This is a genomic window from Pseudomonas sp. Irchel 3A18 (assembly GCF_900187465.1).
In the GTDB taxonomy this organism is placed as follows: domain Bacteria; phylum Pseudomonadota; class Gammaproteobacteria; order Pseudomonadales; family Pseudomonadaceae; genus Aquipseudomonas; species Aquipseudomonas cichorii.
Window position 1 is genome coordinate 299204 of the sequence record NZ_FYDI01000007.1, and the last position, 13377, is coordinate 312580.

Annotated in this window: 9 protein-coding genes; 7 read left to right on the forward strand and 2 right to left on the reverse strand. The window is 57.3% G+C overall.

Features of this window, described 5'->3' with window-relative positions; all coding sequences use genetic code 11:
• Nucleotides 1–15 precede the first annotated feature (15 nt).
• Both CKW23_RS16505 and CKW23_RS16510 read right to left on the reverse strand, forming a co-directional pair.
• Nucleotides 16–1323 carry an ATP-binding protein gene (locus CKW23_RS16505; protein ID WP_095067983.1) on the reverse strand — a complete coding sequence of 436 codons (1308 nt, stop codon included), beginning with the start codon at nt 1321–1323 and terminating at the stop codon, nt 16–18.
• A 55-nt stretch (nt 1324–1378) separates the two neighbouring features.
• Entirely contained in the window at nt 1379–2080 is a 702-nt protein-coding gene (locus CKW23_RS16510) for a response regulator (RefSeq protein ID WP_025260193.1), read from the reverse strand.
• A 151-nt stretch (nt 2081–2231) separates the two neighbouring features.
• On the opposite strand from CKW23_RS16510, the gene CKW23_RS16515 reads away from it, so the two are divergent.
• From CKW23_RS16515 to tssC, 7 genes are all read left to right on the forward strand, one after another.
• The gene (locus CKW23_RS16515) at nt 2232–3389 is read left to right on the forward strand and encodes an efflux RND transporter periplasmic adaptor subunit (RefSeq protein WP_095067984.1); all 1158 of its coding nucleotides are present in this window, start codon (nt 2232–2234) and stop codon (nt 3387–3389) included.
• Nucleotides 3389–6499, forward strand: coding sequence for an efflux RND transporter permease subunit (locus CKW23_RS16520; RefSeq protein ID WP_095067985.1), 3111 nt, complete (start codon nt 3389–3391; stop codon nt 6497–6499). Before CKW23_RS16515 ends, CKW23_RS16520 begins: the two co-directional genes overlap by 1 nt.
• 50 nt (nt 6500–6549) lie before the next feature.
• The gene (locus CKW23_RS16525; protein ID WP_371856572.1) at nt 6550–8046 is read left to right on the forward strand and encodes an MFS transporter; all 1497 of its coding nucleotides are present in this window, start codon (nt 6550–6552) and stop codon (nt 8044–8046) included.
• Between the two features lie 73 nt (nt 8047–8119).
• Entirely contained in the window at nt 8120–9124 is a 1005-nt protein-coding gene (locus tag CKW23_RS16530; RefSeq protein WP_095067986.1) for an SMP-30/gluconolactonase/LRE family protein, read from the forward strand.
• A 653-nt stretch (nt 9125–9777) separates the two neighbouring features.
• Nucleotides 9778–11334: a type VI secretion system protein TssA gene (gene tssA / locus CKW23_RS16540; protein WP_025260187.1), complete on the forward strand. Its 1557-nt coding sequence runs from the start codon at nt 9778–9780 to the stop codon at nt 11332–11334.
• Nucleotides 11335–11366: 32 nt separating this feature from the next.
• A complete protein-coding gene (gene tssB / locus CKW23_RS16545) occupies nt 11367–11870 on the forward strand; it encodes a type VI secretion system contractile sheath small subunit (protein WP_025260186.1) in 504 nt (167 codons plus the stop codon).
• 28 nt (nt 11871–11898) lie between these two features.
• Nucleotides 11899–13374, forward strand: a complete 1476-nt coding sequence (tssC, locus tag CKW23_RS16550; protein ID WP_025260185.1) for a type VI secretion system contractile sheath large subunit — start codon at nt 11899–11901, stop codon at nt 13372–13374.
• Nucleotides 13375–13377: the final 3 nt, after the last annotated feature.

The following is a 13377-nucleotide window of genomic DNA, read 5'->3' on the forward strand; positions in this document are numbered from 1 at the left end:
CTGTACAATGAATATTCAGCCAGCCTTCCGTGCTGGCTGAAATATCTCAAATCTTGCACCGCCCAGTGGCGATGAATCGACAGTAATGCTGCCACCCTGGCATTCAATGGCCTGACGACTGATGGCCAGCCCCAGACCGAATCCTCCCGTATCACGGTCGCGACTTCGATCCAGTCGATAGAACGGCTCGAATATATGCTCCTGCTCGGCGACAGGTATGCCAATCCCGTCATCCTCGACACTGATGACGAGGCCTTGCTCTGTCAGCATGGCACTGACGCGCACCACCTTGTTACAGTATCGAATGGCATTGCCGACCAGATTCTGCAGGGCGCGTGCAGTCAGGCGAGGATCAAGGGCAAAGTATCCTGCGGCATCCTCAAGGCACAGCAGTAACGTGAACCCCTTGTTTTCCTGTTCATCGATGAAGCCACCCAGCACGCTGTCCAGATACGTCTGCAGTGGCATTGCCTCGGGCAGTGGACGCTGGTTCGGTGATTTCAGGCGAGTGTAGGAAAGCAGTTCATCGATCAGGGAATCCAGCTCCCGGATGTGGCCCACCATCTGTTCAAGACGCAGCCTTGTCGGTGCCTCCAGGGGATCGGCCATGACCAGCGCCATGCCGAACTCCAGCCTCGACAAGGGGGTACGCAATTCATGGGATACCGCATTCAAGAGCTCCTGCTGCTGATTGAGCAGGCCTTCGATATCCTGAGCCATCGTGTCGAACACCTGGGCCAGCTCGCCAATGTTCGAGCGTGGTGAGATTTGCGTTCGCTCGGCCAGATTGCCGCTGCCCAGGGTCATCGCCGTACGCTTGAGCCGTTGCAGATCGCGCCAGTGAGGCCAGATCCATACCAGCAGACAGGCCAGCAATGCGGCACCGATCAGAATATTGATCAGCCAGTACATGATGTTGATGTCGACAGGCGCATCGGGCGCTACCAGTTCGACAACCGTATCCGGGGCGATCAGGGTGAGTGCTGTGCCCAGCTCGCCATAATTGTCCGAACGCACAGCATTCAGGCCTTGCTTGAGAGCGGTGCGCTCACGCTCCGACAGGCCTGGATTGTCTATGGAGACAAGCCTCAGCCGAGACGGGGCAAAATCGGTCCGCAGTTCGTTTTCCAGCGCTGGCCAGGCTTCTTGCGGTGTCTGATTGAAGCGTTTTCTGATTTGACTCAGCGTACCCTTGGCCTGATCCTGGTTATAGGTGATGGTTTGCTGGTTGAACCAGCTCAGCACAATCTCCGGGATCGCAAACAGCGCGACGCCATAGGTCACCAGCATGATCAGGTAAAGCCGAGCGAGCATCTTGAACATGGCGATCCATTATCTTTTGCGGGGAAGTGCGGAATGAGTTCGTGAAACCGGCCTGTTACTCGTCCCACTCCGAGCGACTGAGCAGGTAACCCTTGCCCCAGACCGTCTTGATTCTGCGAGGCTCGGCAGGGTTGTCTTCAAACTTGCGACGCAATTTGGAAATGGCGACATCGACCGAACGATCGATACCGTTGAATTCGATGCCGCGTAACTGCTGGATCAACTGATCGCGACTCAATACCTCTCCCACGTGGTTGGCAAGCACCAGTAACAGGTTGTACTCCCCGGAGGAAAGCTCGACATCCTGGTCGCGCCATTTCACTTGTCGCTCAGCCAGATCGATCAAGAGCCGCCCCAGGACAATCTGCTGGGCATCGTGACGAGTCTCGCTAGAAAGGCTGCGCCGCAACAGGGTGCGGATTCGCGCCAGGAGTACGCGAGGGTCACAGGGTTTTGCGACGTAGTCATCGGCACCTGTTTCAAGGCCGAGAATCTGATCGTCGTTCTTGTCCCGGGCCGTGAGCATGATGATGGGCAGAACGGGACTTTCGTCGCGCAACTGTCGACAGACATGCAAGCCATCGAGCCCAGGCAGCATGAGATCAAGGATGACAAGGTCGGGACGTAGACGATGCATGACCTCGAGCGCACGATCTCCCCGGTTGACGACCGTGACATCGTAGTCAAAGCGCTGGAGATAACTTGCAATCAGCTCTGCCAGCGCAATGTCGTCCTCGACAAGCATAATCCTGGTCATTGTTCAGGCCATTTGTGCAAAGGGGACAGCATAACCAAGGCATGCCGGATACGAGCAAAGCCTTAACACTTATTAACATCTTCCCAACACTTGTTTACATGCGCTGCGCAAGCAGTCTTTAGCATGGCGTTATCTTCAGGGGAGCGCCACAATGCCGTCTTTATTCCGTCTCGATCCAAGTCGTTTTCTGTTGTGTGCCTGTCTTGCCGCACTGACTGCCTGTGGCAAGCCCACGGCTGAGCCAGACATGCCGGCTCAAGTGAAGGTGGAAACAGTCAAGACGCGTCCCCTGATCATCACCACTGAACTCAATGGCCGCCTGGTTTCGCCACGGGTCGCCGAGGTCCGTGCCCGGGTCGCAGGGATCGTGTTGCAACGGGTTTACCGTGAAGGCTCCGATGTCAGGCAGGGCGATGTGCTTTTCCGCATTGATCCTGCCCCCTTTCAGGCCGATCTCGAAAGTGCCGAAGCGGCTTTGCGCAAGGCACAGGCGACGGAGTATCAGACTCGTCTGCAGGCCGAGCGTTATGCCGAGCTGACAAAGATCAGCGCCGTCAGCCGTCAGGACGCCGAAAACGCTCGCGCCAGCTTCCTGCAGGCCCAGGCCGATGTCGCCTCAACCCGTGCTGCGCTCAAACGCGCCCGGCTCAACCTCGATTATGCAACCGTCACTGCGCCCATCTCGGGGCGAATCGGTAAGGCGCTGGTTACCGAAGGCGCGTTGGTCGGGCAGGGCGATGCAACTGCTCTGGCAACCATCCAGCAGTTACAGCCGATCTATGCCGACATCAACCAGTCCACCCGCCAGATAAGCGAGCTGCGTCGCTCGTTGCAGCAAGGCGGATTGCAGCAGCTTGAGCCGGGACAGATTACCGCGACACTCATTCAGGAAGATGGCAGCCCATATCCGCACAAGGGGACGTTGCTGTTTTCCGACCTGACCGTTGATCAAGGCACCGGTCAGGTCACGCTGCGCAGTGAATTTCCCAATTTGAAAAATGAGCTGCTGCCCGGCAGCTTCATCCGCGTACAGCTTGATCAGGCTCGCACGGCACAAGGCATTACCGTCATTCAGCGCGCTGTACAACGTGATGCGGCAGGCAAGGCTCTGGTTCTTATTGTGGATGAGGGCAAGGTTCTGGAGCGGGGCGTTGAGCTGGGAGGCGTACAAGGCAATCGCTGGATCGTGAAGAACGGTCTGAACGCCGGTGACCAGGTCATCGTTTCCGGGCTGCAACATGTGCAACCGGGTAGTGCAGTCACCGTGCAGGAAGAGGGCGCGGATGCCCTGGCCCAGGAGCAGAAGTAATGGCGCAGTTCTTTATCGACCGGCCGGTTTTTGCCTGGGTCATCGCATTGTTCATTGTGCTGGCCGGTCTGCTGGCAATACCTCAGCTGCCAGTGGCCCAATACCCCAGCGTTGCGCCGCCTCAACTCGAACTGACGGCCACTTACCCTGGCGCGTCCGCCAATAGCATCGATGAGAGCGTGGTGAGCCTGATCGAGCAGGAGCTGAACGGCGTCAACAATTTGCTGTATTTCAGCTCCAGCAGCAGCCAGGGCACGGCGACCATGACCATTACCTTTCAGCCGGGCACCAACCCCGAGCTGGCCAAGGTCGATGTGCAGAACCGTCTGAAAGTCATCGAGCCGCGCTTGCCTCGTGCGGTCAGCCAGCAGGGCCTCCAACTGGAAGAAATATCCGCCGGGTTCCTGATGATCGCGACGCTGACTTCCACTGACGGTCGTCTGGACGAGATTGCGCTGAGCGACTATTTGACGCGCAACGTGATCAACGAACTCAAGCGCCTGAAAGGCGTGGGCAAGGCCCAGTTATTCGGCTCGGAACGTGCCATGCGCATCTGGATCGATCCGCAGAAACTGGTGGCTTTCAATCTGACTCCGGCTGATGTCAGCCAGGCTATTGCCGAGCAAAACATACAGGTTGCGGCGGGCAGCATTGGTGATTTGCCGTCCTCCACGGATCAGGAGTTGACCGCTACCGTCATGGTCAAGGGGCAGTTGAGCACGCCTCAGGAGTTTGCCGCGATTGTGCTCAAGTCGAACACCAACGGTTCAACCGTCACCATCGGCGATGTGGCCCGGGTTGAAGTCGGTGCCCAGAACTACAATTTCGCCACCCGTCTGGATGGGAAGGCATCGGTGGCCGTCGGAGTGCAACTGGCGCCGGCAGCCAACGCGATGAGCACCGCGACCCTGGTGCAGCAAAAGCTCGATGAACTCTCGCGCTACTTTCCGGCGGGTGTGAAATACGACATTCCTTACGATACGTCTCCTTTTGTGAAGGTCTCGATCACCAAAGTCATTCACACCCTCATCGAAGCCATGGTGCTGGTGTTCATCGTGATGTTCGTGTTCCTGCAGAACATCCGCTACACCCTGATCCCGGCCCTTGTGGTGCCTGTCGCCCTGATGGGCACCTTTGCCGTGATGTATGTGATCGGCTTCTCGATCAACGTGCTGACACTGTTCGGCATGGTGCTGGCAATCGGCATCCTGGTAGACGATGCCATTGTGGTGGTGGAAAACGTCGAAAGACTGATGGCCCAGGAAGGGCTTTCACCCAGAGAAGCGACGTGCAAAGCCATGGAGGAAATCAGCAGCGCCATCATCGGAATAACCCTGGTGCTGACAGCGGTCTTCATTCCCATGGCATTCATGTCGGGTTCGGTGGGGGTGATCTATCAGCAGTTCTCGATTTCCATGGCCGTTGCCATTGTGTTCTCGGCGTTTCTGGCCCTGAGCCTGACACCGGCTCTGTGTGCCACCATGCTCAAGCCGATACCTGCAAACTCGCATCACGAAAAGAAAGGTTTTTTCGGCTGGTTCAACCGGCGCTTCGAGCAAGCCAGTCAGGGCTACGAAAATCTGGTAAGCAAGGCAGTAGGGCGCATTGGACGCTACATGGTCATCTTTCTATTGCTGACAGGCATCATGGGGCTGCTGTTTGCCCGTCTGCCGTCATCGTTCCTGCCAATGGAGGATCAGGGTTATACCATCACCGATATTCAATTGCCGCCAGGTGCCAGTCAGCAACGCACCATTGAAGTGGCCAGGCAGATCGAAGCACACAACACCCGGGAGTCCGGTATTACCAATACCGTGATGATTCTCGGCTTCAGCTTTTCCGGTAGCGGGCAGAATGCTGCGCTTGCCTTTACCACGCTGAAAGACTGGTCCGAGCGAGCGGCTCAGGATTCCGCGCAATCCATTGCCGACCGGGCAACTGCCGTGTTTTCAGGTCTCAAGGACGCCATGGTCTTCAGTCTGTTGCCACCTCCCGTTGAAGGTCTTGGAACATCGGGCGGCTTCGAGGTCTGGTTGCAGGATCGCAGTTCACAAGGGTATGACGCGATGCGACAGGCTCGTGACGAGTTGTTGCGTCGAGCCAGCGACAGCCCGATCCTGCAAAACGTGCGCGAAGCCTCTCTGGCGGAAACCCCGCAAATCAATATTGACGTGGATCGCTTGCAGGCCCACGCCATGGGGGTTTCGTTCTCGGATATCGCCAGCGTGCTGTCGACCTCACTGGGTTCAGCTTACGTCAATGACTTCCCGAATCTTGGCCGCATGCAGCAGGTGATCGTGCAAAGCGAGGGAGATCGTCGGCAGCAGGTTGAAGACCTGTTGCGCCTGGAAGTCAAAAACCGTCAGGGGCGCATGGTGCCTGTTTCCGCATTCGCCACTATCAAGTGGACGAAAGGGCCAGCACAACTGACTCGTTACAACGGTTACTCGGCGATCAGTCTGTCCGGCGAGCCCGCGCAGGGGCACAGCACTGGTGATGCGATGGAGGAAATGGAGCGTCTGGCTTCGGGGCTACCATCAGGGTTTGCCCTACAGTGGACGGGGCTTTCCTTGCAGGAGCGCATATCCGGCGGCCAGGTGCCGCTGCTGCTCGGGCTGTCGATGCTGGTGGTGTTTCTGTGCCTGGCGGCGCTCTATGAAAGCTGGGCGATTCCTGCGGCAGTCTTGATGGTGGTGCCTCTCGGGATTATCGGCGCGGTGCTGGCTGTTACCTTGCGCGGCATGCCCAATGATTTGTTCTTCAAGGTCGGGATGATCACCATCATCGGACTCTCGGCGAAGAATGCCATCCTGATCATTGAGTTCGCGACGAGTCTTCATGCTCAAGGCATGGGCAGGGTCGAGGCCAGTATCCGGGCGGCTCGTCTGCGTCTGCGGCCCATCGTGATGACATCCCTGGCGTTCATTTTCGGGGTTGTGCCACTGGCGTTTGCCTCGGGGGCCAGCTCGGCCGGCCAGCAGGCGATCGGGACCGGCGTCATGGGCGGCATGCTCACGGCAACGCTGGCGGTGCTTTTCGTGCCGGTGTTTTTCGTCCTGATCATGGGGCTGCGTGAAAGAGCACAGCGTGTCTCGGCTGGTGAAGAATAAAGGGTTGCCCAAGTGTTTTCGTGGTGCTGTATTGAAAAGGATGAGCTGTCTTGTCGGGTAGAACTTTAAACCGCTGGCTGGTATTGCTGGCGGTCATGATGGCTTTCCTGCCGATCGTACTGGATCTGACCATTCTTCACGTGGCAGTCCCCTCGCTTTCCATGGCCCTGCAGGCAACCGGCACCGAGGTCCTGTGGATCATCGACATCTATCCGCTGCTGATGGCCAGCCTGTTGATCCCCATGGGGACACTCGCCGACAGAGTCGGTCATCGGCGCATGTTGCTGCTGGGGCTTGGCATCTTTTGTACGGGTTCGGTTCTTGCGGCATTTGCTCCGAGTGCCGCGGCCCTGATCGGGGCGCGTGCGTTCATGGCTTTTGGTGCTGCCATGGTCATGCCATGCACCCTGGCCATCGTTCGCCAGACGTTCAATGATGAAGGCGAACGGGCTATGGCGCTGGGCATCTGGGGTGCAGTCGCTTCCGCAGGAGCTGCCCTGGGACCGCTTGCTGGCGGGGCGCTGCTCGAGCATTTCTGGTGGGGCTCGGTATTCCTGATAAACGTGCCAGTGATGCTTGTTGTCATGCCTCTGGTGAGGGCCTATATCCCGATGCGTCTGCTATCGGCAGGCAGTAACGGAAAGTGGCCCATAGGCCAGGCCCTGATTCTGATCTTCGGCATCATGGCAACGGTATATGGCCTGAAATCCGGCTTCAGGACAGGCTGTTCCCTGTTGATGACGATTCTCTTCCTGGCATTCGGCATCCTGATGATGTGCTGGTTTGCACGTAAACAACTGCGCTCGCCCGACCCAATGCTCGACTTGAGCCTGTTTTCTGTTCCGGCGATCAGCGCAGGTGTTGTCATGTCACTGATGGTCATGGGAGCGCTTGCCGGGGTTGAGTTGATGCTCGCTCAGGAGCTGCAATTCGTGCTCGGGCAAACGCCTCTGGAGGCCGGAATTTTCATGCTGCCACTGATGATTGGCTCCGCTGTGGGCGGGCCACTGGGAGGCATGATTCTTCAGGCGACCGGGTTGAGACGGGTGGCGAGCTTTTCTCTATTGGTTTCTGCCGTATCGCTGTTGGGGCTGGCGCTTGCAGACCTGGGCAGCAACGGTGTGAGGGTCATTTTCATCCTGGCGACACTCGGACTGGCACTCAGCGTTGGCATGACAGCTTCTTCAGTCGCGATCATGAGCAATACGCCAGTCGAGAAAGCCGGCTCGGCCGGGGCTCTGGAGGCGACAAGTTATGATCTTGGCTCAGGGCTGGGGATCACGGTGTTCGGAATCATTCTGACGTCCAGCTATGAAAGATCGATCCGTCTGCCGGGTGACCTGCCCTTGAATATCGCCGAAACAGCAGGGCGCTCGATCGGCGAAACGATGATGGCTGCCAAGGCGCTGGGCGGGCATCAGGCGCAGCAACTCGTTCTGGCCGGGCAGCAGGCTTTCAGCTCATCACACAGTCTGGTTCTGCTCGCGGCTTGCGCCTTGATCGGTCTGGTGAGCATCGTCGTCTGGAAGCTGTTACGTAGCCAATAGACATCGGGAATAAACTTCGGCCGCCGATTACCGTCAAACCAGCTTCGTACGTATCTTCATATAAGGACGGAATATGCGGCAATTACGAAAGAAAGTGTCCCTGTTGCTATTGGGCAGCTCACTCTTGGCAACCAGCCAGATCATGGCTGCGGATGCGGCTTCGCCCATAACGGTGGTTGCCACCAGCCCTTCGTTTTCCACGCTAGTCGAGCCCAATGCGAAGGTGGAACTGCTCACCGACGGAGCAAAGTGGGCAGAAGGCCCGCTGTGCCTGCCAGATGGACGACTGCTCTGGAGTGACGTCAAGGCGAACAAAGTCATGAGTTGGGACGAGAAAAGCGGCGTCACGACCTTGCTGGATCCTGCTCACTATCAGAACGGGCGGGCACTGGATGCCGAGGGGCGCGTGGTTGCAGCCTCCCACGGCGAACGGGCAATCGTGCGTCAGGAAAAGGATGGCAAATGGCAAACCCTGGTCGAGAGATACAGGGGCAAACGCCTGAACAGCCCGAATGATGTCATCGTCGACAAGAGCGGCCATATCTGGTTCAGCGATCCGACCTTTGGCGTCTTGAACAAGGCAGAGAGTTACGGAGGAAAGCCGGAGCAGGGCGGTGAATACCTGTATCGCTATAACCCGCTGCTCAAGGAGCTGACGCGCCTCAAGGCACCGGGCCTTCATTCACCCAATGGCCTGGCCTTTTCGCCTGATCAAAGCCTGCTCTACGTCGCCGACTCGCAATTGGCCCACGACTTCAAGAACCCGAAGCTGGCCCACAAGATCATGGTCTATCAGGTACACAAGGGCGCACTGAGCAATGGCCGGACATTTGCCGAAATCACTCCGGGTATCCCCGACGGCCTCAAGGTCGACAGCAAAGGCAATGTCTGGAGCAGCAGCAAAGAAGGTGTCCAGGTGTTCTCGCCAAAAGGCGAACTGCTGGGGAAATTGCAGGTGGCTGCAGAGGATACCGGCAACCTTGCATTCTGCTCTGCGGGCTCACAGCGCTGGGCTTACGTGACGGCAGGTAACAAGGTATTGAGAGTGCAGACGCTGGTTGGAGGGAGTCAGGAGTAACCCGGGTTCGTCATCAAGCCTTTCTTTTCTCCATTGCTGTGTATGTATGCACAGCAATGGGGAAATACCCCTAGACATCTCCGGGTAACCCTGAGGATGGTCTTTTCATTACCTGTCACTTGTATGTATTCATCTGGTCATGACATTCAGTCATAACTACGGCACATGTTTGTCTGCATATTGCCAAGTGCCAGGATGCTGGCGACATCATATTGATATCATTAGTTCCCGTGCATAAAAATAATAATCGCAAGAGTTAGTGGTGGGTGCTGTTGATATATAGATGATTGCTAATTGCCATCATCTTACATGATGGTTCTCATCCTCGCAGAGAGTGGTTCGCCTGGATGGATATGTCGTCCGTTGCGATGTGCCGGATGGGGTTCCATCCCGTGTGGGCCGCACTGAGGCAGAGATGTGTGACATCAGCCTGGTATCATTAGTTCTCGCGATTTAAGAAAATCCCTACAAAAGATAAAGAAGTTTCGTCTTGCTGTTTAAGTACTTGCTAGTGGCCATCACCGTGAGTAAGATCCACGGCCTCAGAAGGTGGGATTCCCAATTAAACCAGGGGTTCGCTACCACTTCGCGCTGTCTTATGCCATTGCACTTGTAATGGCCATATTGGATGTGATCGTAATTGAAGGTCATGGATGTCCTACTCAAGTAAGCTTTCAGCTCATTACCTCGAACTCGCAAAGGCACCGGTTTGCGCCGAAAGCTTTGCGGGAGAGGACGTTCGCTTTTCAAGCGAGTATGAGGCTCTGGAAAGCGAGCTGAATAAAGCCCAATCCATGCACGAAAGCGGTCAGATCGACTGGCTGAAAATTCGCGAAAACAGTGAAGCTCTCCTTCGTACCCAGTCCAAGGATTTGCGCGTAGGCGCCTGGCTGACCTGGTCCCTTTATCAGCGTGAATCCTTCCAGGGGCTGTTGGCAGGTCTCGGGCTTTTACACCATCTTTGCGAGAATCACTGGCCCGAGGTTTTCCCGAGCAAGGCTCGTACTCGTGCCGCTGGCATCAGCTGGCTGGTGTCACGCCTTGAGCAGGTGTTGAACGAAAACGTTGCCATCAAAGAGCAACTGCCTCTGTTCCGCCGTCTGGTCGAGCACCTTGAAGGTCTCGACAATGCGTGCACCAAACATCTGGGCGATGATGCTCCACTGCTGTTGCCACTTTCCCGCCGCCTTAAAAGCATGGTCCAGCGCGCTGCCGACAACCAGCCGGAACCTGGCGTGGTGGGTGCAGCGGTTGCTCAGGTCAAGCAGGCCGCTACCCAGTTATTCACGCCCGGTGCGCCGATCGACAACGAGAAGGAGGCGCACAAGGCCCTGCGTGCCCAACAGGAAAACGCACGTCCGCTGTGCGCCTGGTGGCTCAAGCAGAAAGCCAGTGACCTGCGTGCCTTGCGCCTCAGCCGCACGCTGCTGTGGCTGCCTATCGATGCGGTTCCTGAGCGCAATGCCGAGCAGATCACCGCGCTGCGCGGGCTGCCGGCAGACAAACTCAAGGCTTATCAGGATCGTTACGACCAGGGCAAATATGCCGACCTGCTGGTAGAGCTGGAGGCCAGCCTGACGAAGGCGCCATTCTGGTTCGATGGTCAGCGGATGGTCTGGGAATGTTTGCAAGCCCTGAACGCCGAACTGGCCATGCGCGAAGTGGAAATCCACTTTGCACTGTTGATCCAGCGCCTGCCCGGCATTATCGAATTGCGTTTCCACGACGGCGCACCGTTTGCCGATCCGAATACCCGCGCCTGGATCAGCGCCAATGTCATGCCGCACCTGCAGACTGCCAGTGCGCCGCGCAAGGTTGAAGTTGCCGACATCCAGCCGGCCTGGGAGCAGGCCCTCGAAGATGTCATGCCGATTCTGCGCAAGGAAGGCCTCAAGGCTGCCGTGCAGATTCTCAAGCAGGGCTTGCAGAGCGCCAACGGCGGACGGGTAAAGTTTTTCTGGCAGTTCGCACTCGCGCGGCTGTGCTTCATGGCCAAGAAATACGAACTGGCCAGGACTCAGCTCGAAACACTCGACCAAACATTACAGGACTCAGGCCTGAGCGCCTGGGAGCCCGATCTTGCGCTGGAAGTGCTGCATTTACTGCATAGCTGCTACGAGTTGTTACCGCAGAACCATGCAGTGCGTGAACGCAAGGAAGAGATTTATCGCAGGCTGTGCCACCTCGACCTCGAAGTGGTACTCGAATAGGCCCCAGGGCCACAACCGCAAGGAGAAAAGCCATGGCCAAAGAAGGCTCGGTAGCCCCCAAGGAACGCATCAACGTCACTTTCAAACCTGCCACCGGTGGTGCACAGGAAGAGATCGAACTGCCGTTGAAGCTGCTTGCAATCGGTGATTACACGCACCGCAAGGACGAACGCAAGATCGAAGATCGCAAGCCGATCAGCATCGACAAAATGACGTTTGACGAAGTGCTGGCAAAGCAAGAGCTGAGTCTGACATTGAGCGTGCCGAATCGCCTTCAGGAAGAAAGCGACAATGAAGAGCTGGCCGTGCAGCTGCGCGTCAACTCGATGAAGGACTTCAACCCGGCCAGCCTGGTCGAGCAAGTGCCAGAGTTGAAGAAACTGATGGAACTGCGCGACGCGTTGGTGGCCCTCAAAGGTCCGCTGGGTAACGCGCCTGCGTTCCGCAAAGCCATCGAAGGCGTTCTCGCCGACGACGAATCCCGCGGTCGCGTACTCGGTGAGCTGGGTCTGAACGCCGAAGCCCCGAAAGCCTGAGCCTCTATCAGTCAAGGAAGCCAACACAATGAGCACTAGCGCAGCACAGCAAAAGAGCAACGAGAGCGGCGAATACAGCATTCTCGACAGCATCATTGCCGAAACCCGCCTGACACCGGACGACGAAGCCTACGACATCGCCAAGCGCGGCGTATCTGCCTTCATCGAAGAACTGCTCAAGCCGCAGAACAACGGTGAGCCGGTCAAGAAGGCCATGGTTGACCGCATGATCGCCGAGATCGATGCCAAGCTCAGCCGTCAGATGGACGAAATTCTGCACCACCCTGACTTCCAGTCCCTGGAATCGTCCTGGCGTGGTCTGCAATTGCTGGTCGATCGCACCAACTTCCGCGAAAACATCAAGATCGAAATCCTCAACGTCTCCAAGGACGACCTGCTGGACGACTTCGAAGATTCGCCGGAAGTGATGCAGTCGGGTCTGTACAAGCACATCTACACCGCTGAATACGGTCAGTTCGGTGGACAACCGGTTGGCGCGATCATCGCCAACTACTACATGTCCCCAAGCTCCCCGGACGTGAAACTGATGCAGTACGTCTCCAGCGTAGCCTGCATGTCCCACGCGCCGTTCATTGCCGCTGCCGGCCCGAAATTCTTCGGCCTGGAAAGCTTCACCGGTCTGCCGGACCTCAAGGATCTGAAAGATCACTTCGAAGGCCCGCAATTCGCCAAATGGCAGAGCTTCCGTGAGTCGGAAGACTCCCGTTACGTTGGCCTGACCGTGCCGCGCTTCCTGCTGCGCAACCCGTACGATCCGGAAGAAAACCCGGTCAAATCGTTCGTGTACAAGGAAACCGTCGCCAACAGCCACGAGCACTACCTGTGGGGCAACACGGCCTACGCGTTCGGCACCAAGCTGACCGACAGTTTCGCCAAGTTCCGCTGGTGCCCGAACATCATCGGCCCGCAGAGCGGTGGTGCTGTTGAAGACCTGCCGTTGCACCATTTCGAAAGCATGGGCGAAATCGAAACCAAGATTCCTACCGAGGTTCTGGTTTCCGACCGCCGTGAATACGAACTGGCCGAGGAAGGCTTCATTTCCCTGACCATGCGCAAAGGCTCCGACAACGCGGCGTTCTTCTCCGCAAGCTCGGTGCAGAAGCCGAAGTTCTTCGGCATCAGCGCAGAAGGCAAGGCAGCAGAGCTGAACTACAAGCTCGGCACCCAACTGCCGTACATGATGATCGTCAACCGCCTGGCTCACTACCTGAAAGTGCTGCAGCGCGAGCAACTCGGTTCGTGGAAAGAGCGTACCGACCTCGAGCTGGAACTCAACAAGTGGATTCGCCAGTACGTGGCCGACCAGGAAAACCCAAGCGCCGAAGTGCGTGGCCGTCGCCCGCTGCGCGCTGCCCAGATCATCGTCAGCGATGTAGAAGGGGAGCCGGGCTGGTACCGCGTCAGCCTGAACGTGCGTCCGCACTTCAAGTACATGGGTGCCGATTTCACCCTGTCGCTGGTTGGCAAGCTGGACAAAGAGTAAGGA

Coding starts and splice junctions, on each gene's coding strand:
- CKW23_RS16505 (WP_095067983.1), bottom strand. CDS start 1,323: ATGTTCAAGATGCTCGCTCGGCTTTACCTGATCATGCTGGTGACCTAT.
- CKW23_RS16530 (WP_095067986.1), top strand. CDS start 8,120: ATGCGGCAATTACGAAAGAAAGTGTCCCTGTTGCTATTGGGCAGCTCA.
- CKW23_RS16515 (WP_095067984.1), top strand. CDS start 2,232: ATGCCGTCTTTATTCCGTCTCGATCCAAGTCGTTTTCTGTTGTGTGCC.
- tssB (WP_025260186.1), top strand. CDS start 11,367: ATGGCCAAAGAAGGCTCGGTAGCCCCCAAGGAACGCATCAACGTCACT.
- CKW23_RS16520 (WP_095067985.1), top strand. CDS start 3,389: ATGGCGCAGTTCTTTATCGACCGGCCGGTTTTTGCCTGGGTCATCGCA.
- tssC (WP_025260185.1), top strand. CDS start 11,899: ATGAGCACTAGCGCAGCACAGCAAAAGAGCAACGAGAGCGGCGAATAC.
- CKW23_RS16510 (WP_025260193.1), bottom strand. CDS start 2,080: ATGACCAGGATTATGCTTGTCGAGGACGACATTGCGCTGGCAGAGCTG.
- tssA (WP_025260187.1), top strand. CDS start 9,778: ATGTCCTACTCAAGTAAGCTTTCAGCTCATTACCTCGAACTCGCAAAG.